The sequence below is a fragment of the Corynebacterium hindlerae genome (genome assembly GCF_014117265.1).
Lineage (GTDB): Bacteria > Actinomycetota > Actinomycetes > Mycobacteriales > Mycobacteriaceae > Corynebacterium > Corynebacterium hindlerae.
In genome coordinates, this window is record NZ_CP059833.1 from 1,012,349 (window position 1) to 1,029,011 (window position 16,663).

Annotated in this window: 17 protein-coding genes and 1 pseudogene; 6 read left to right on the forward strand and 12 right to left on the reverse strand. The window is 59.2% G+C overall.

The window, feature by feature from the left end:
- The first annotated feature begins 22 nt into the window (after nt 1–22).
- The 3 genes from HW450_RS04920 (at nt 23) to HW450_RS04930 (ending at nt 2,246) form a co-directional block, all read left to right on the forward strand.
- Nucleotides 23–1,021, forward strand: coding sequence for a PspC domain-containing protein (locus HW450_RS04920; protein ID WP_182386876.1), 999 nt, complete (start codon nt 23–25; stop codon nt 1,019–1,021).
- A 172-nt stretch (nt 1,022–1,193) separates the two neighbouring features.
- Nucleotides 1,194–1,658, forward strand: coding sequence for a PspC domain-containing protein (locus HW450_RS04925; protein ID WP_182386877.1), 465 nt, complete (start codon nt 1,194–1,196; stop codon nt 1,656–1,658).
- 21 nt (nt 1,659–1,679) lie between these two features.
- The gene (locus tag HW450_RS04930; protein WP_182386878.1) at nt 1,680–2,246 is read left to right on the forward strand and encodes a hypothetical protein; all 567 of its coding nucleotides are present in this window, start codon (nt 1,680–1,682) and stop codon (nt 2,244–2,246) included.
- 176 nt (nt 2,247–2,422) lie between these two features.
- Here the strand turns inward: HW450_RS04930 and guaA are convergent, their stop codons facing one another.
- The 3 genes from guaA to guaB form a co-directional block, all read right to left on the reverse strand.
- Complete coding sequence (gene guaA / locus HW450_RS04935; protein ID WP_182386879.1) at nt 2,423–3,973, reverse strand: glutamine-hydrolyzing GMP synthase; 1,551 nt, start codon at nt 3,971–3,973, stop codon at nt 2,423–2,425.
- Nucleotides 3,974–4,077: 104 nt separating this feature from the next.
- A complete protein-coding gene (locus HW450_RS04940) occupies nt 4,078–5,220 on the reverse strand; it encodes a GuaB3 family IMP dehydrogenase-related protein (protein ID WP_182386880.1) in 1,143 nt (380 codons plus the stop codon).
- A 9-nt stretch (nt 5,221–5,229) separates the two neighbouring features.
- A complete protein-coding gene (guaB, locus tag HW450_RS04945) occupies nt 5,230–6,756 on the reverse strand; it encodes an IMP dehydrogenase (protein ID WP_182386881.1) in 1,527 nt (508 codons plus the stop codon).
- Between the two features lie 82 nt (nt 6,757–6,838).
- On the opposite strand from guaB, the gene HW450_RS04950 reads away from it, so the two are divergent.
- On the forward strand, nt 6,839–7,207 hold the full coding sequence (locus HW450_RS04950) for a DUF5319 domain-containing protein (protein ID WP_182386882.1): 369 nt from the start codon (nt 6,839–6,841) through the stop codon (nt 7,205–7,207).
- Between the two features lie 117 nt (nt 7,208–7,324).
- Here HW450_RS04950 and HW450_RS04955 read toward each other — a convergent pair whose 3' ends face one another.
- Both HW450_RS04955 and HW450_RS04960 read right to left on the reverse strand, forming a co-directional pair.
- A complete protein-coding gene (locus HW450_RS04955; RefSeq protein WP_182386883.1) occupies nt 7,325–8,131 on the reverse strand; it encodes a hypothetical protein in 807 nt (268 codons plus the stop codon).
- Nucleotides 8,132–8,695, reverse strand: a complete 564-nt coding sequence (locus HW450_RS04960) for a sigma-70 family RNA polymerase sigma factor (protein ID WP_182386884.1) — start codon at nt 8,693–8,695, stop codon at nt 8,132–8,134. It lies immediately after the preceding gene.
- A gap of 307 nt (nt 8,696–9,002) precedes the next feature.
- Here HW450_RS04960 and HW450_RS04965 point away from each other — a divergent pair, with 307 nt between their 5' ends.
- Together HW450_RS04965 and HW450_RS12965 are read left to right on the forward strand one after the other, a co-directional pair.
- Complete coding sequence (locus tag HW450_RS04965) at nt 9,003–9,302, forward strand: WhiB family transcriptional regulator (RefSeq protein WP_182386885.1); 300 nt, start codon at nt 9,003–9,005, stop codon at nt 9,300–9,302.
- Between the two features lie 571 nt (nt 9,303–9,873).
- Nucleotides 9,874–10,719: LGFP repeat-containing protein (locus HW450_RS12965; protein WP_407926275.1), on the forward strand; the 846-nt coding region annotated here is incomplete at its 3' end.
- 18 nt (nt 10,720–10,737) lie between these two features.
- Here the strand turns inward: HW450_RS12965 and HW450_RS12970 are convergent.
- The 7 genes and pseudogenes from HW450_RS12970 to tsaB form a co-directional block, all read right to left on the reverse strand.
- Nucleotides 10,738–11,241: pseudogene (locus tag HW450_RS12970) on the reverse strand (transposase family protein); the annotation flags it as partial.
- 318 nt (nt 11,242–11,559) lie between these two features.
- A complete protein-coding gene (gene groL, locus HW450_RS04975; protein ID WP_182386887.1) occupies nt 11,560–13,179 on the reverse strand; it encodes a chaperonin GroEL in 1,620 nt (539 codons plus the stop codon).
- Between the two features lie 7 nt (nt 13,180–13,186).
- Nucleotides 13,187–13,480 (reverse strand): co-chaperone GroES, encoded by a 294-nt coding sequence (gene groES, locus HW450_RS04980; protein WP_156193160.1) that lies wholly within the window; start codon nt 13,478–13,480, stop codon nt 13,187–13,189.
- Nucleotides 13,481–13,713: 233 nt separating this feature from the next.
- Nucleotides 13,714–14,133 carry a hypothetical protein gene (locus HW450_RS04985; RefSeq protein WP_182386888.1) on the reverse strand — a complete coding sequence of 140 codons (420 nt, stop codon included), beginning with the start codon at nt 14,131–14,133 and terminating at the stop codon, nt 13,714–13,716.
- A 79-nt stretch (nt 14,134–14,212) separates the two neighbouring features.
- The gene (gene tsaD / locus HW450_RS04990) at nt 14,213–15,241 is read right to left on the reverse strand and encodes a tRNA (adenosine(37)-N6)-threonylcarbamoyltransferase complex transferase subunit TsaD (protein WP_182386889.1); all 1,029 of its coding nucleotides are present in this window, start codon (nt 15,239–15,241) and stop codon (nt 14,213–14,215) included.
- On the reverse strand, nt 15,238–15,711 hold the full coding sequence (gene rimI / locus HW450_RS04995) for a ribosomal protein S18-alanine N-acetyltransferase (protein WP_182386890.1): 474 nt from the start codon (nt 15,709–15,711) through the stop codon (nt 15,238–15,240). The genes tsaD and rimI overlap by 4 nt, the downstream gene beginning before the upstream one ends.
- Entirely contained in the window at nt 15,708–16,346 is a 639-nt protein-coding gene (gene tsaB / locus HW450_RS05000; RefSeq protein ID WP_182386891.1) for a tRNA (adenosine(37)-N6)-threonylcarbamoyltransferase complex dimerization subunit type 1 TsaB, read from the reverse strand. The genes rimI and tsaB overlap by 4 nt, the downstream gene beginning before the upstream one ends.
- Between the last annotated feature and the right edge of the window lie 317 nt (nt 16,347–16,663).

Genomic DNA, 16,663 nt, shown 5'->3' on the forward strand with positions numbered 1-16,663 from the left:
TGTTTTGCGGGATCATAAAAGTATGAATACACAGACTATTAATGCCATGTGGGAGACCCGCCCTGCCCGCATCCCTTCCAGCCAAGGGGGCAATGCAAAAATCGCCGGTGTCTGTGAAGGCATCGGTGTTCGCTACCAGATCGACCCGACGCTTATCCGCATCCTATTCGTAGCCGCTGGCTTGGCGGGAGGAGGGCTCGGCGTCTACCTGGTGGCATGGCTCATCATGCCACGCTTCTCGACGCAATATTCCCCCATCGAAGCCATGATTAAAAACCTCGGCGACGAATACAAAAAGGAAAAAGAAACCGGGTGGTGGCTCCTTATCGCCCTCGTTATTTTCGGGTTTAGCGCCACCAGCACGAGCGGTGATTTCCTCAGCGGAACTTCCCTTGTCTCATTAGGATTGGCGTTCGGCGCCTGGTATTTCCTACACACCAAACAACCAACGCCGCCGAAGGTTGATACCGCGTTGATCCACCCCGCACCTGGGTTTGAAATGCCTACCCCACCAGCGTGGGATCCGCTCGGCGCGGTCCCTTCGCTGTGGCATCTGCCAGAGCCCGGCGCAGCTACGCCGCCTCCCGCCCCGAAAAAGAAGTCGCACGGCTGGATATGGATCGCAGGCGCTGTCATTATCTTGGGATGCACGGCACTGGCCAGCATGTTTAGCGGCCGCATTGTGGACACCATGTCAGAGCCGGCCTCCGCGCTCATCGTCGTCAACTCCCCTGATGAATTGCAAGAGTCTTACGATAACGGCATCGGCGATCTCAACCTAGATCTCAGCCAACTCGGTCCATTACCGAATGACCGCACCGTGACCGTCACCCACGATCTAGGCGACCTTGATCTCACGCTGCCTAAAGACGTTCCGGTGCAACTCCAGTGCCACACCAGCGTCAGCAAATACCGCGTCGGAGAGTCCAACTGCGTCTCTGGACTCTACAACCAAGGCGACGGCCACATGCTCACCGTCAACATCACCAGCGGTATCGGTGATGTCTACATCGGCTACTAACTCCAATCGCTGCACACCTTGGGCCCCGCACCGGCGGGGCCTTTTCGCGCTAGGGGGGAGGCGTCGACAAGCATGCGTGGGCTCAAAAAGGTAACCCTGACGTTTTAAGTTCAGGGCTAAATCAGGACAAACCCCGATGTATTTAGGGTGCCTGAGCAGCCACAATAAAAGCATGACAACGACACAACCAGGGACAGAACAGTTTTCCCCAAGCTTTGAACAGATGTGGGCGCAGCGCCCACTGCGCCTCCCGAAAGGCATCTACGGTGACGCGAAAATCGCCGGTGTCTGCGAAGGCATCTCCGCCCGCTACCAGGTAGACGTCACACTCGTCCGGATCTATTTTCTCTTGGCCGCGTTCTTCGGCGGTGGTGTGCTCGCCTACCTCATCGCATGGCTGATCATGCGGCGCCCAGACTGCCAGCTCTCCCCCATCGAAGCCGCAATCAAACCAGGTGGTGGGCACGCCCCCGCAGAGCAGCGCCTCGGCTGGTGGCTCCTGGTAGCTGTCCTCGTATTGGGCCTGGGCACGGTAGGAACCAGCCTCATCGCGCTTATCGGCAGCTCCACCTTCATCACCTTCGCCGTCACCTTCGGTGTCTGGTACCTCCTCCACAAGCGCGCCCCCATCGCCTAAGTTTTTCAGAAAGCAGGAATCATGAACAACGACAACAACGACCGCACTCCTCCATCTTGGGACCCACTTGGCGCAGCACCGTTTGCCTGGGACCTTCCGGACCCCAACGCCTCCACCTACGCAGCGAAAAGCAGCAACCCGCTCAAATGGGTCTTCCGTATCCTCATCGGCATCGCGCTGGCTTTCATCCTCGCCATCGCAGGAGTCGCCACATTTGGCGGCACCGTCCTGGCGGCCATGAACGACGACTATGTCAGCGGCGAACCAGCATTCGAAGACAGCAAAGAAGACCGTGACGTCTATGTTGCTAACGTCGGCAACCTGAAACGACACCATGAGTTCGGAGACAACGACGTCGACTTCGACCTGTCCAATGTGGGTCCACTCGATGAGAAGCGAACCGTCACTATCACCCACGGCTCCGGTGACCTCAACCTCACCTTGCCAGATGACACTCGTGTCCGAATCAGGCACAGCGACAAGACCGATCCGCTCGCTCAAGGCGAAGAGATCTACAACCTCGATGCCGACGGCAAAACCCTCACCGTCAAAGTCATCAGCAACGGTGGTGAACTGAACATCAACTAGTGGCCGCTCGCGGATAGCGATTGGTGCTGGCGAACAAATCCCTACGCCTTCCCGGTGTATTTACCTAGGTAAACGTGACGGGAAGGCGTAGGGATTTAATCCGCGCACCGAATCGCTATCAAGTGAAAGCACAAACAAGCGCCCCGGGCACTGGCCACGGGGCGCTTATTCGAACGTTACTCCCACTCGATGGTTCCCGGAGGCTTGGAGGTGCAGTCCAGCACCACTCGGTTCACATCCGGGACTTCGTTGGTAATGCGGGTGGAAATTTTCTCCAGAACGTCGTAAGGCAGACGGGTCCAGTCAGCGGTCATCGCGTCCTCGGAAGACACTGGGCGCAGCACGATCGGGTGGCCATAGGTGCGGCCGTCGCCTTGGACGCCGACGGAACGGACGTCGGCAAGCAGCACGACGGGGCACTGCCAAATTTCGTTGTCCAGGCCGGCTGCGGTGAGCTCAGTGCGGGCGATCAGGTCAGCGGCGCGCAGAGTTTGGAGGCGCTCTTCGGTGACTTCACCGATGATGCGAATGCCCAGGCCTGGGCCTGGGAACGGCTGGCGGTTCACGATTTCTTCTGGCAGGCCCAGCTCACGGCCGACGGCGCGGACCTCGTCCTTGAACAGCAGGCGCAGTGGCTCGACGAGTTCAAATTCGACGTCGTCAGGCAGGCCACCGACGTTGTGGTGGCTCTTGATGTTCGCGGTGCCGGCGCCGCCCCCGGACTCGACGACGTCCGGGTACAGGGTGCCTTGCACCAGGTAGCCCACGTCCTGGCCTTCCAGCACCGAAGCGACGGCGCGCTCGAAGGAACGAATGAACTCCGCACCGATGGCCTTACGCTTGGCTTCCGGCTCGGTCACACCGGCGAGCTTGGAAAGGAACGCAGCGCGCTCATCCACAGTCACCAACCGCGCACCGGTTGCGGCCACGAAGTCCTTCTCCACCTGCTCGCGTTCGCCCGCGCGCAGCAGACCGTGGTCAACAAACACACAGGTCAGGCGGTCCCCGATGGCGCGCTGCACCAGGGCGGCAGCCACCGCAGAATCCACACCGCCGGACAGGCCACAGATCGCGCGCCCCTCTGGGCCAACCTGCTCCTTCACCGCGACGATGAGCTCCTCAGCAATGTTAGCCGGGGTCCAATCCTGCTCCAGGCCAGCGATCTCAGTGAGGAACTTGACCAGCACTTCTTGGCCATGTGGCGAGTGCATGACCTCTGGGTGGTACTGCACACCAGCCATCCGCTTTTCGACGCACTCAAACGCCGCAACCGGCGCACCAGCGGATTTCGCAGTGACAGTGAAACCTTCAGGGGCTTCATGCACGGCATCGCCGTGTGACATCCACACCTTGTGTGTCTGCTCGAAACCTGCGTGGAGGATACCACCGGTGACAGACATGTCGGTGCGCCCGTACTCACGGTTACCCGTGTTGGCGACAACGCCACCGAGGGCGTGAGTCATGGTTTGGAAGCCGTAGCAGATGCCAAAGACCGGCAGTCCGAGCTCGAACACGCCCGGGTCGATCTTCGGCGCGCCGTCCTCGTAGACGGAGGACGGTCCGCCAGACAGAATCAGCGCAGACGGGTTCTTAGCGGTAATTTCCTCAATGCTGGCCGTGTGTGGAACAACCTCAGAGTAGATCCGGGCTTCACGCACACGTCGCGCAATGAGCTGGGCATATTGGGCGCCGAAATCGACGACGAGTACTGGGCGATGTTGAGTCACACCTGCAGTTTAGCCCACGTGGACATGTGGACGCGACTACCCTGGGGCGAACCAAAAAGGCAGCCAACAGGAATGCTGGCTGCCTTGGTTAAAGCGAGGTGGGGTTAACGAACCCCGAGCGCTACCTTTTGGAAGCTCTTGAGATCCGTGTAACCACACTTGGCCAGTGCGCGACGCAAACCACCGACGAAGTTGAGGTGGCCGAATGCATCGGTAGATGGGCCGTGCAGCACAACCTCCAGGGATGGCGCAGGGGTGTCTTCCAGGTATTCTGCGGACACCACGCCTCGTGGGAACCGTGGGTGCGCGGCCACTGCTGGCCAGTAGTAACCCTTGCCGGCTGCTTCTGCGGCCTGCGAGAGTGGGGCGCCCAGCGCAACGGCGTCAGCGCCACAAGCAATGGCCTTCACGACGTCACCAGACGTTTCAATCTCACCATCCGCGATGATGTGCACGTAGCGACCACCCGTTTCATCCAGGTACTCACGTCGCGCGGCTGCGGCGTCGGCAATGGCAGTAGCCATCGGGGTTTCCAGCCCGAGGGCGGTGACGTTCGTGTTGTCACCGCCGCCGACGATAATTCCAGCAGCACCGGCACGCATGAGGTGCATCGCGGTAGTGTAGTCGCCCACGCCACCGGCGATTACCGGAACGTCCAGGTTACCGATGAACTCCTTCAGGTTGAGGGGCTCGCCGTCGGCCTGCACATGCTCCGCGGAGATGAGCGTGCCCTGGATGATGAGCAGCTCAGCGCCTGCCTTCACGACGACCGGTGCCAGTTCACGACACCGCTGCGGCGACACTCGCACTGCCACCGTCGCACCCGAGGAACGCACTTCGGCGATCCGCTCAGACAGCAAGTCAGTGTCCAACGGCGCCGCGTGCAGCTCCTGCAATTTAGCGATTGCTTTGGAGTTGAGGATGTCGGTGGACAGCAGCTCGTCCTTCGCAGCTGTTACGACCTGATCGATGGCGCCTTCCAGGTCAGCGTGGCGTCCCCAGAGGCCTTCGGCGTTGATCACTCCGAGGCCACCCTGCTTGTCCATCTCGATGACGAACTCTGGCGTTGCCAAAGCATCGGTCGGGTGGGACATGAAAGGAATGTCGAAGGTGTACGCGTCGATGTGCCAGGTAGTGTCTACGTCCTTGGAGGAACGGGTGCGACGCGAAGGGATGATGGAAATGTCGTTCAGGCTGAAAGCGCGGCGCGCTTCACGGCCCATGCCAATTTCGACAATGTCTCGCACGATGAATCCTTAGCGCATGTAGTAGTTAGGTGCTTCGACAGTCATTTGAATGTCGTGTGGGTGGGACTCGCGCAGGCCAGCTGCGGTGATCTGGACGAAGCGGGCGTTTTGCAGCTCCTCCACGGTGGCGGAACCGGTGTAGCCCATAGCAGCGCGCAGACCGCCCACCAGCTGGTGGATGATCGAATCAATGTTGCCTCGGAACGGCACACGCCCTTCAATGCCTTCTGGCACCAGCTTCTCTTCGCTCTTCACATCTGCCTGGAAGTAACGGTCCTTGGAGTAGGAACGCTTCTCACCGGTCAGGCCACGGCCCTGCATAGCGCCGAGGGAGCCCATGCCACGGTACATCTTGTACTGCTTACCGTTGACCACGGTAATCTCGCCTGGGGCTTCTGCGGTGCCGGCCAGCATGGAGCCGAGCATCACGGTGGATGCGCCAGCTGCCAGTGCCTTGGCGATGTCGCCAGAGAACTGCATACCGCCGTCGGCGATGATCGGAACGCCTGCCTTCTTAGCAGCGGCAGCGGCCTCCATGATGGCGGTGATCTGCGGTGCGCCCACGCCGGCGACCACACGAGTGGTGCAGATGGAACCTGGACCAATACCGACCTTGATGGCGTCAGCGCCAGCGTCGATCATGGCCTGAGCGGCGCCACGGGTGGCGAGGTTACCGCCGATGATCTGGACTTTATCGCCGAATCCTTGCTTCACGCGGGCGACCATGTCCAGGACGCCACGGTTGTGGGCGTGTGCGGTGTCGACGATGAGGACATCAACTCCGGCGTCGACAAGCGCGCCTGCCCGCGCCCAGGAATCCGGGCCGGTGCCGATGCCTGCACCCACGAGCAGACGACCGGAGGCATCCTTGGAGGAATCCGGGTACATCTCGGTCTTCACAAAGTCCTTGACGGTGATCAGGCCGACCAGTTTGCCTTGCTTATCGACGATCGGAAGCTTTTCTACCTTGTTTGCGGACAGCAGCCCCAGTGCTTCTTCCTTGGAGACACCTTCCTCAGCCACCACGAGCGGCATCGGGGTCATGACTTCAGCGACCTTGCGGTCCATGTTCGCTTCGAAACGCATATCGCGGTTGGTGCAGATACCCACCAGCTTGCCGGTCTCATCCACCACAGGGAGACCGGAAATGCGGTAGCGGGCGCACAGCGCGTCAACTTCACCGATGGTCATTTCCGGAGAACACGTGATCGGGTTGGTGACCATGCCGGACTCGGAGCGCTTCACGATCTCGACCTGCTCCGCCTGATCCTCGGTGGAAAGGTTACGGTGCAGCACACCCATACCGCCCTGGCGAGCCATGGCAATAGCCATGCGGGCCTCGGTGACGGTGTCCATGGCAGCGGACACGATTGGGGTCTTGAGTCGAACCTCACGAGTCAGTTGGCTGGAGGTGTCCACATCGGATGGAATAACGTTGGACTCATCCGGAATAAGCAGCACATCATCAAAGGTCAGGCCCACAAGGGCAACCTTATTTGGATCATCTCCACCGGTCGCTACGCGATTGTCAGTCATCTAGTCCTCCTCGAAGCAAGTAATTGCTTCCTAGAGTAGTGCGTTCCTGGCTTTTAAGTTAATTCACGGTAAGGTTTGCACTGTGAACTTTGAAGGAATGCCACTCGACCCTTTTGCGGACGATCCCAACGATCCCGCATCATTCCTCGAACCCGAGGATGATTTCCCGCCACTGACCATCGATGAGCGCGCCCATGTCCTCGAAGACCTCACCCTGCTGGAAAAGTTCCAGGCAGCCCTGGAGCCCCGCGGCGTCCTCGGAATCTTCTTCTTCTGCGAAGACTGCGCCGAGCCACACTACTACAACTGGGAAATCATGAAGGACAACATGCGGTCCATCCTCAGTGGCCAGCAAAGCCCAGTGCACGAACCATCCGCAAACCCGGATGTGCAAGCGTATGTACCGTGGGACTATTGCCTCGGGTACCTGGATGGACTAGAAGCTAGATAGGTTCCCGGAATTTAGCGTACCGATGGGATTTTGAAGCCACGGATCGTCCCATCCGTACGCTAAATCTCCGCTCTGGCCACACGAAAAAGCCTCGCATCACTGCGAGGCTTTTGGCTTTTAGTGCTTTGGCGTAGGGGTGGCTGATGGGGAGGTAACTCCATCAGTGGGGTGCGTCGGCTCCGGCGTCGGCGTCGGCGTACCCGTAGCTACTGGTGGCACCACGGTGACTGTCACCGTTTCGGTTTCCGTAATGAAGATTGGCGATGCCGGTACGGTGGGTTCCTTGGTAGTCGTTTCTGTAGAGGTGGAGACGGACGTTTCTACGGTAGTGGTGGATACCGATTCCGTTACCGTTGTCGGCACCTCAACGATGCGGGCTTCGAGGGCCTGGATGGCGCGCTGCGTCGATTCGCGGTCCTGCGCGTTGACAGCGTCCGCCAAGACACGGGCTTGCTCCAGTACTTCCATAGCGCCGGTTACGTCACCCTCGGAATGACGCTTGTCTACTTCTTCCAGGGCGCTCGCCAGATCAACTACAGCAGCGTGTTCTCCAAAGACAGCGGTTTTGGTTCCCCAGAGTGGAGAACCAGGGCTGGCGTTGTACACGGCACCACCAGTGCCCGCAATGAGCATCGTTGCGGCGGCAGCCCCCACGAGACCAGACATCCATGGGCTGACACGACGACGGCGGTGCGCGTCCAACGATGCAACTGCTGGGTTTTCCTCGGGGAGCAAATCGTCCAGGCTTGGTGCCGGGGGCATTGGTGCCGTGACCTCATGATGCAGTGTCAGCATCAGCTCCGCCAACGGATCAGTGCCGCCGGTCGGATCTACGCCGCGCGAAAGGTCATCGAGGAAAGCGTCAGTACCGAACAGCTCTTCGAACTGCTCGGCTGCGCCTTTCTCGTCACGACGATCGGTCATTTAATGTTCCTGCCCATCCATTTGCTTCCGAAGCGAGGCAAGAGCTCGGTGTTGAGCTACTCGGACCGCACCCGGAGTACTACCTATAATTTCGGCAGTTTCTTCTGCCGAAAGACCCACGAACACACGTAGAGTAATGATTTCGCGTGCCCTCTCATTTAATGAATCGAGAAGTAGCCTCACTCTGTTACTACCATCGCTGACCAGGGCAAACTCTTCTGGAGTTTCGTGTTCTAGCGCAGAATCAGGAATCTCATCTGTGGGGTTGGACAGGTCTTTCGCAAAGCTGCGGTGAGCATCAGCCACTTTGTTGGAGGCGATACCGTACACGAAGGCCATAAATGGGCGACCACGGTCCACATAGTTGCCAATTGAGGTCGCCACCGCAAGCAGAACTTCCTGAGTGACATCTTCTGCCGTTGGGTGCTTTCCACCACCTACGCGTGCTCGGGTGTACCTCAGAATCAGTGGGTGGATGAGGGTGATGACCTTTTGAAGCGCACGGCGGTCACCGTCAGCAGCCAGTGGAACAAGCTCCACTAGCTGAGCTTCTAAGTCATTCACGTCTTAAACCTTCCCAGCCTGATCGTCGGCACCCTTTCGGACTATAGCCCAACGCTATATTTTTACCCATTTGCGTGAAGCAGCTGGTTTTTCCACGCCATCCGTAAGCAAATTGTAATGAACGTATCATCCGCAGAAAAAGTTCATCTACAGTTAATCTACCCCGATTTGCGCAGCTAGATACAGTTTTCCTCCCCTAACAAAGCATCAAGTTAACCCGTGCTCATCTTTTCCGACACCCTTTGTTTACCCAGGGGATTAAAGATCACTGTCGTAGTAATGTTTGCCGCTCACAGGAGGATCGAGCATGCCACAGCCTAGCCAACTTCCAGGCCCGAACGCAGACTTTTGGGATTGGCAGCTTCACGGCGCATGTCGAGGCGAAGACTCTGCAGTTTTCTTCCACCCAGACGGGGAACGCGGACGGGCCCGAACCCAACGCGAAAACCGCGCGAAAGCGATTTGCCGCGAGTGCCCCGTGCTCACCCAGTGCCGTCGCCACGCCCTAGAGGTGGCCGAGCCGTACGGCATCTGGGGTGGCCTCAGTGAGTCGGAACGCGACCTCCTCCTCCGCCCACGCCGCAGCAACCGTCGCATGGTGGTTTAATCCCTTCTGTGCCTCTGCTTTTAGAACCCACCCTGAGGGGTGCCTGGTGCTAATCCCCTATTTTTGGGATAGTCGCTACATCTAGCCTGCAGTTTCCATGCTCCGGGGGGGATTGTCGCCGGGTGTCAGAGATGTGTGATCACGGCTGATAGGGAGATCTACAGGGGAGCCTTTGGTGCCCAGGTTCCTTGACTTCCTGGCTTCTTGCTCGGCGTTTTGACGATCTTGGATTGACGATGACCCCTCGATGCCAGAGGTTTTCATTAGGGTGACCTGCGATCATCGTCAATCCAATATCAGCACAGACACAAAACACAATAGGCCTTAATAACGTTCAAGATCCACACATGCTGTCACCTGCGTCCACTACCGGAGTACGGACATATTTCTAGCAGGCTGCTCCCCTCTCTTCGCCAATTTTTCTGAAATTGCCAATCAGCACACTCCAATTACTTTATGTTTACTTACAGGCAACACTCACGAAGTTGCCACGTTTACCACTGCCAGTGATTTACCTCATTCAAGGACAAGCAATGACACGCAGACTAAAAAACTCGGGGCCACACTAGCCGTGCTCGCCACCGTTTGCTTTAACCCGATCCCCGCACACGGGCAAGAGATCGATCAATCAGCCAACGAAACAGTCACAGCCGACATTTCGCAGCTGCGCCACCCTGCAGAGCGTGACATCTACGATGTTGACACTTCCGACTGGGACTTTAGCGAGCCCGGCATGAACAAAAACAACATCGACAACCACTACTACGAACACGCCCTCCCCACCGACCTCGGCGAACCACAACCAGAGATCATTGACGGACAGATGCGCTCGGATCGCATCGCCCTCCCAGGCACCGTCACCAAACACGAAGCCGACCAAGCCGAAGTAATGGAAGCCAAAGAGCAGCAACCCCAGCTGCGGGCCATGACAGCAGATAACTGCCGCACCTACTGGCCCCGCCCCCACCAAGTCTGCGGCGCCATTAAAGCCAAATACGAATCCCTCGCCGTCGCCTGGGCAGGACAAACACCCCTCTCCTTCCTAGGGCTACCCAAATCAGGGGAACTGACCAACCCCGACGGCGTGGGCAAACGCACCGAATTCGACAACGGGTTCATCTACTGGCACCCCGATACCGGAGCCTGGTCAGTCACCACCCACAACTCCATCGTCTGGGCACGCAACGGCTGGGAACAAGGACGCCTAGGCTACCCCACCTCCGATGAGATCGGCACCGGCGACGGGGTCGGACGCAAGCAAATGTTCCAACGTGGCCGCATCTACACTTCCCTGTCCGGTGTGGTCTCTATCGAAGGCAAGATCTTAGAAAAGTGGATCGAAACAGGTGAAGAAAAAGGCCCCCTCGGTTACCCAGCCACCGATGAAGAAGGCACCCCAGATGGTGTGGGCCGGTTCNTGTTTCCAGACGAGCTAATCGAATCCGAGGATGCGCACGCCGTCGAGGTGGTGTGCGTCGTCGTAGACGAGCTGGCGGCAGGCATCGAGTGCGACCTGGTTGACCACGTCCCAGCCGATACCGAGTACTTTGGCGGTGGCAGACACACTCATCCGGTCAATGGCGAGGCGCTGGAGGATCCAGCGGGTGACTCGGTGGGTGAGCTTGGATCCGTCATCCGCGCAGGCCAGGGATGCCTGGAAGATCTTCCTAGAGCAGAAGGGCTCTGTGCACAGAAAGCGGGGGACGCGGACGTCCAGGCGGGTGGGGAACCCGACGACGGGAAGATCAACGAGCCGGCGCAGGGTGTGATCCCTCAGCTTCCCGGGGTGCCCGCAGTCCGGGCAGGTGTGGTTCACGGCCACCGGGGTGGCGTCGATGATGGTGATGTTTCCGGCGTCGGCGGCTCCGGTGATCGTGAGGCCGATTTCTGCGGTGCGGCAGATGGTGTCGGCGACGAGGTTGCCAGTAGTAGGCTGCACAGTAGGGTCCTGGTTCGGTTGGATGGAAGCTTCGCAACTCTCATCTTGTACCGGCCAGGACCCCTATATGTTGTGCCACCCCGAACCCCACCCCATGGTCAGCTACGCACTCTGAAACCGGAAGAGCCAGTTTATGCCACGCGGGATGAAATCCTAGGCCTGAAAGACGACGAATTAATAATTGGAAAACACGAGATTTCCAATTACGAGGAATTCAAAAAATGCCACGAGATGTTCAAGAAAGGTTGGTTATAGCGAAGATAAGGCCTGCTCGCGATCTCAACTCGCAAGCAGGCCTTTTGCGTTTTAGCACCAATCCTAGTGGTGGTGATGGTGGTGGTGACCCACGTCCGGGGTCTCCTCAACTGGCTTCTCCACAACCGACGCTTCGGTCGTGAGCACCATCCGTGCAACGGAGGTTGCGTTCACCACTGCGGAGTGGGTGACCTTCACGGGATCGATGATTCCCTGCTCGAGCAGGTTCCCGTACTCCAGGGTGGCAGCGTTGAAACCTTCACCATTTGGTAGCTCTGCGGTGCGAGCAACAACAACTGCGCCGTCAACGCCCGCGTTGGTGCCGATCCAGTAGGCCGGCTTCACTAGGGCGCGGGACAGTGCCAGGACACCGATCTTGGCGTCGCCGTCGAACTGCTCGGCAAAGTCCTTCAGCTCGGCTGCGATCTGGACCAGGGCAGAACCACCACCGGCGATCACGCCCTCCTGAGCAGCGGCGCGGGCCGCATTGATGGCGTCTTCGACACGGAGCTTGCGCTCGTTCACCTCGGTCTCGGTGGCTGCGCCGACCTTGATCACAGCGATACCGCCGGACAGCTTAGCCAGGCGCTCTTCGGCCTTTTCCTTGTCCCAGGTGGAGTCGGTGGACTCGATCTCGCGGCGGATCTGCTCGCGACGAGCCTCCACTGCCGCAGCGGTACCAGCGCCATCAACGATGATGGTCTGATCCTTGGTCACGGTGATGCGACGAGCAGAACCGAACATGCTCAGGTCAGCGTCGTTCAGGTTGATACCGACTTCTGGGTCGATGACGGTAGCGTTCGTCACCACTGCCAGGTCATCCATGAAGGCCTTACGGCGGTCACCGAAGTATGGGGACTTCACGGCAACAACCTTCAGGGTCTTGCGGATGGAGTTCACCACCAGCATCTGCAGTGGCTCGCCGTCGATGTCCTCGGCGATGATCAGGACCTGCTTGCCGGACTCAACGATCTTCTCCAGCACTGGCAGGAAGTCTGGCAGGGAGGAAATCTTGTTGCGGACAAGGAGGACCAGGGCGTCGTCAAGCACTGCCTGCTGGGCATCAACGTCGGTGATGAAGTAAGGGGACAGAAAGCCCTTTTCAAAGGACACGCCTTCGGTGACGTCGAGGACAGTCTCGATGGACTGGGACTCCTCCACGGTCACGACGCCGTCCTTGCCCACCTTCTCCATCGCGCCGGCAACCATGTCGCCGATCTCAGTGTCGCGGGAAGACACGGTGGCAACATTGGCGATCTCGGCAGCAGAAGAAACCTCGGTAGCGCGAGCCTGCAGCAGCTCCACCACCTTCTCTGCGCCAGCGGCGATACCGCGGTTCAGCTCAACAGGGTTAGCGCCAGCAGCAACGTTGCGCAAGCCCTCCTGAATCATGGCTTGAGCCAACAGCGTTGCAGTGGTGGTGCCATCGCCAGCGATGTCGTTGGTCTTGACCGCGACGGACTTCACCAGCTGCGCGCCAAGGTTCTGGAATGGCTCGTCCAGGTCGATCTCGCGGGCGATGGTCACGCCGTCATTGGTGACGGTTGGGCCACCGAATGGCTTATCCAAGACCACGTTTCGGCCACGTGGGCCGAGGGTGACCTTGACTGCGTCGGCAAGCGCGTCAACGCCTGCCTGGATGCCCTGGCGTGCCTCTTCGTCAAATGCGATGAGTTTTGGCACGGGCGACCTACTTTTCGATTACAGCGAGAACGTCACGCTGGGACAGGATGAGGTACTCCTGGCCCTGGTACTTGATCTCGGTTCCGCCGTACTTGGAGAAGATGACAACGTCGCCTTCCTTGACATCCATAGGGATGCGGTCGCCATCTTCATCGAAACGGCCAGCGCCCACAGCGATGACGGTTGCTTCCTGTGGCTTCTCCTTAGCGGAATCAGGGATAACCAGGCCGGACGCGGTGGTGGTCTCAGCTTCGTTGATCTGGACCAGAATCTTATCTTCCAGCGGCTTGATGTTTGCCACGATTAGAGCTCCTTTGAGATTGATGTGCCGGTTGCAATGCCTGCACAGCCGTCGTCGCGGGTGAACAACTGTGTTCCAAACAACCTACTGGCACTCTACCTGTGCGAGTGCTAGCTTGCAACGACAGGGAATATCCACTCAGAGGAACTGGCGTGTCGGATTTGGTAATGCAAAGTGACGTTTCCCTCGATCAAAAGTCGTTTTGCATTACCAAATCCAGCACCGGACACTTTCTAACGGTTCAGGTTCAGTACCGCCCCGCGCCACAGGTTGTAGTCCTCCGGCTCGTCGTCTTTGTAGTTGCGCGCGGCGCGAATGCCATCGTTGACGTGGGTGATTTCTTCATCGGTGATGTCGGAGCCGTCGGCACCAACGAAAATCACTGGCCCGCAGATTGCCGTGGTGGGGTCGGTGAAGAAGGCTGAGTTGCCTGTCGCTGCCTCGTTCTTCGCCATTGATGCCACCGGGTTCGGTTCTGCTCCTTCTTTCTTGGCATCGGAAGAGTAGAGCGCTGCGAGGGTGCGGCCGTCCTCTTGGAAGGCGACGGAGACACGATCGTTGTCCAAACGCCCCAGGAACTGGGATGCTTGGTCGATCTCGAACTCGATCTTTCGGCTCGTCAGATCAGGGTAAACAAGGTAGCCAACAGTCATAGTTGCACGTCCTTTTAAAAATGGGCACTTGTACGCCTGTTAGCGTACCCAGGGGGATGCAAACCTGCTGGGTGAGCGATTAATTCGCGTACACCTGTGGGATCTCCACTTCCAGCGACGGGTCGCACCCGATGCTGAGTTCCGAGGGCTGATGCTGTTCATAAACGCGTTGGGCGCCGAGCGCGGCGATCATCACGCCGTTGTCGGTGCACAGTTTGAAGCGTGGTACCCGCAGTTCAATGCCAGCGGATGCGCAGCGTCGGGCGGCGAGCTCCCGGAGGCGAGAGTTTGCTGCCACGCCACCGCCGAGCAGCAGCACCGACGCCCCGACCTCTTTGCAGGCGCGCACCGCTTTTTTGGTGAGGGCATCACAGACCGCCTCTTGAAAGGAAGCACACACGTCTTCCACCACAATCTGGCGACCTTCGCGTTCAGCGGCCTCAACATAGCGCGCCACCGCAGTTTTGAGACCGGAGAAGGAGAAGTCAAGGGAGCCGCGCAGGGCACGCGGGAAGTCAATGTTCGCTGTGCCTTGCTTGGCCAGGCGGTCAATCACCGGGCCGCCCGGGTAGCCAAGGCCGAGGAGCCGGGCTACCTTGTCATAGGCTTCACCTGCGGCGTCGTCAAGCGTGGCGCCCAGCTCGCGCATCGGTGCCCCCACTGATTCCACTTCCAGCAGCTGCGTGTGCCCGCCAGAAACCAACAGCGCCACCGAATGCGGCAGCTTCTCCCCCTCCAGGTTGGCCACCGCAACGTGCCCACCCAGGTGGTTAATGCCGTAGAAGGGCACGTCCCACGCCGCGGCGTACGCCTTCGCCGCTGACGCACCGACGAGCAGCGCCCCCGCCAACCCCGGGCCCACCGTGGCAGCGACAGCATCAGGCTTTACGACGCCCGCCTCCGCCAGCGCCGCCCGCATCACCGGTTGCATTGCCTCCAAATGCGCCCGCGACGCAATCTCCGGCACTACCCCACCGAAGCGCGCGTGCTGCTCCATCGACGAGGCCACCTGGTCCGCAAGGATCTCAACATCGCCGGTTTCCATATCCAGGCGAACAATGCCGACACCAGTTTCATCGCAGGACGACTCAATGCCGAGGATGATCATTCTTGCTCCTTCTTCTTTGGCTCGCGCCTCATGGTGTACGCGTCGGCGCCCGACGGCTGATAATAGTTCTTCCGCAACCCAAGCTGCACAAATCCGTACTTTTCATACATCCGAATCGCGGGGTCATTATCTGTACGGACTTCCAGGAACACCGGCCCGCCATAGGTATCAGCCGCATGCATGAGCTGGTCCATCAACTCCGCACCGATACCTTTGCGGTGGTGCTGCGGATCCACGCCAATCGTATGGATCTCAAATTCCGGATCCTGCAATCTCCCCAACAACGACAGTCCCGCGTAACCCACCAACTGACCATCAAGATCAATGCCGATATAGAAGTTGTTGGGCTGGGCGAACTCCGCCTCAAAGGCGCTGGCCGGCCACGGGTCGTCACCTGCGAAAAGGACGCGCTCCAGCTCGGCACACCGCGCAGCATCTCCTGGGGTTAAGCGTCTTACTTCCCAGGTCACAGCTGCACATCCGGAATCGCAGGGCTCTTCGGCTTGGGCTTCGGCTCTTTGGCGTCCGGCCGACGCAAATACAGCGGCTGCAATGGCGCAGGCTCATGCATCAAGTCCGCCACCTGCACCAACGCTTTCGGAGTCGGATACAGATCGTGCGTCGCTTGCGGGAAATGTTCTGCGAGGTTGGCAGGCGCGTTCACTACCGCCCCTACCGGGACGTCCGCGTAAGGCGTGACCTGCGGGTCTCCGACCCGCGCACCTGCATAACGCGCCCAATACGCCTCACGGCGCCGCGCATCAATCGCCACGACTTTCTCTTCCGCGGGAATCTGCACGGCAATCGCGTCAAGCGAGCAAACCCCATGAACAGGGATACCGAGGGCGTCGCCGAACGCTGCCGCTGTAGCCATGCCCACCCGCAGACCCGTGAACGGCCCTGGCCCCGTGCCAACCACGATGGCGCCCAGATCCGCGAAAGTCTTGCCCGCCTCTTTCAGCGCAGCTTGCGTCGCCGGAACCAGCTGTTCATTGTGGTCACGGCAATTTTTCAGGATGGTCTGCCCCAGCACTTCATTGGTGGCGGAATCGACCACGCCAGCGACGACCGTGGGGGTGGCGGAATCAATAGCGAGAACAAGCACGGGTTCCATCGTAGCGGGTGGGGCGCGGGGAGCTGATCGGCTTGTTCGCACATCCCTATTTTCAGCTGTTGCCGTTAGGCCTAGCTTTGCTGCTACGAGCTAACCCATAAGCGCTTATAAGGTATAAGCATATGAAAGCCCCGCAGGAAAATCCGCATACTACCGCGCAGCTGCTTGTTAGCAGTAGCTTTTCCAGGCTGGCCTGGGGAGATACAGTGTACTTGCAGTGCTTCTGGGCGCTTGTGGGCATCCGGTAGGATTAACCGTTAGCACGTGGCTTTCCTGTCTCAATTTTCGTAGCACACGTGCGAGCGAAG

Bases quoted from the DNA above. Each gene is read 5' to 3' on its own strand.
- HW450_RS04925 (WP_182386877.1), top strand. From the start codon at position 1,194: ATGACAACGACACAACCAGGGACAGAACAGTTTTCCCCAAGCTTTGAA.
- HW450_RS04985 (WP_182386888.1), bottom strand. From the start codon at position 14,133: ATGACTGTTGGCTACCTTGTTTACCCTGATCTGACGAGCCGAAAGATC.
- HW450_RS04930 (WP_182386878.1), top strand. From the start codon at position 1,680: ATGAACAACGACAACAACGACCGCACTCCTCCATCTTGGGACCCACTT.
- guaB (WP_182386881.1), bottom strand. From the start codon at position 6,756: ATGACTGACAATCGCGTAGCGACCGGTGGAGATGATCCAAATAAGGTT.
- tsaD (WP_182386889.1), bottom strand. From the start codon at position 15,241: ATGATCATCCTCGGCATTGAGTCGTCCTGCGATGAAACTGGTGTCGGC.
- HW450_RS04920 (WP_182386876.1), top strand. From the start codon at position 23: ATGAATACACAGACTATTAATGCCATGTGGGAGACCCGCCCTGCCCGC.
- HW450_RS04955 (WP_182386883.1), bottom strand. From the start codon at position 8,131: ATGACCGATCGTCGTGACGAGAAAGGCGCAGCCGAGCAGTTCGAAGAG.
- HW450_RS04965 (WP_182386885.1), top strand. From the start codon at position 9,003: ATGCCACAGCCTAGCCAACTTCCAGGCCCGAACGCAGACTTTTGGGAT.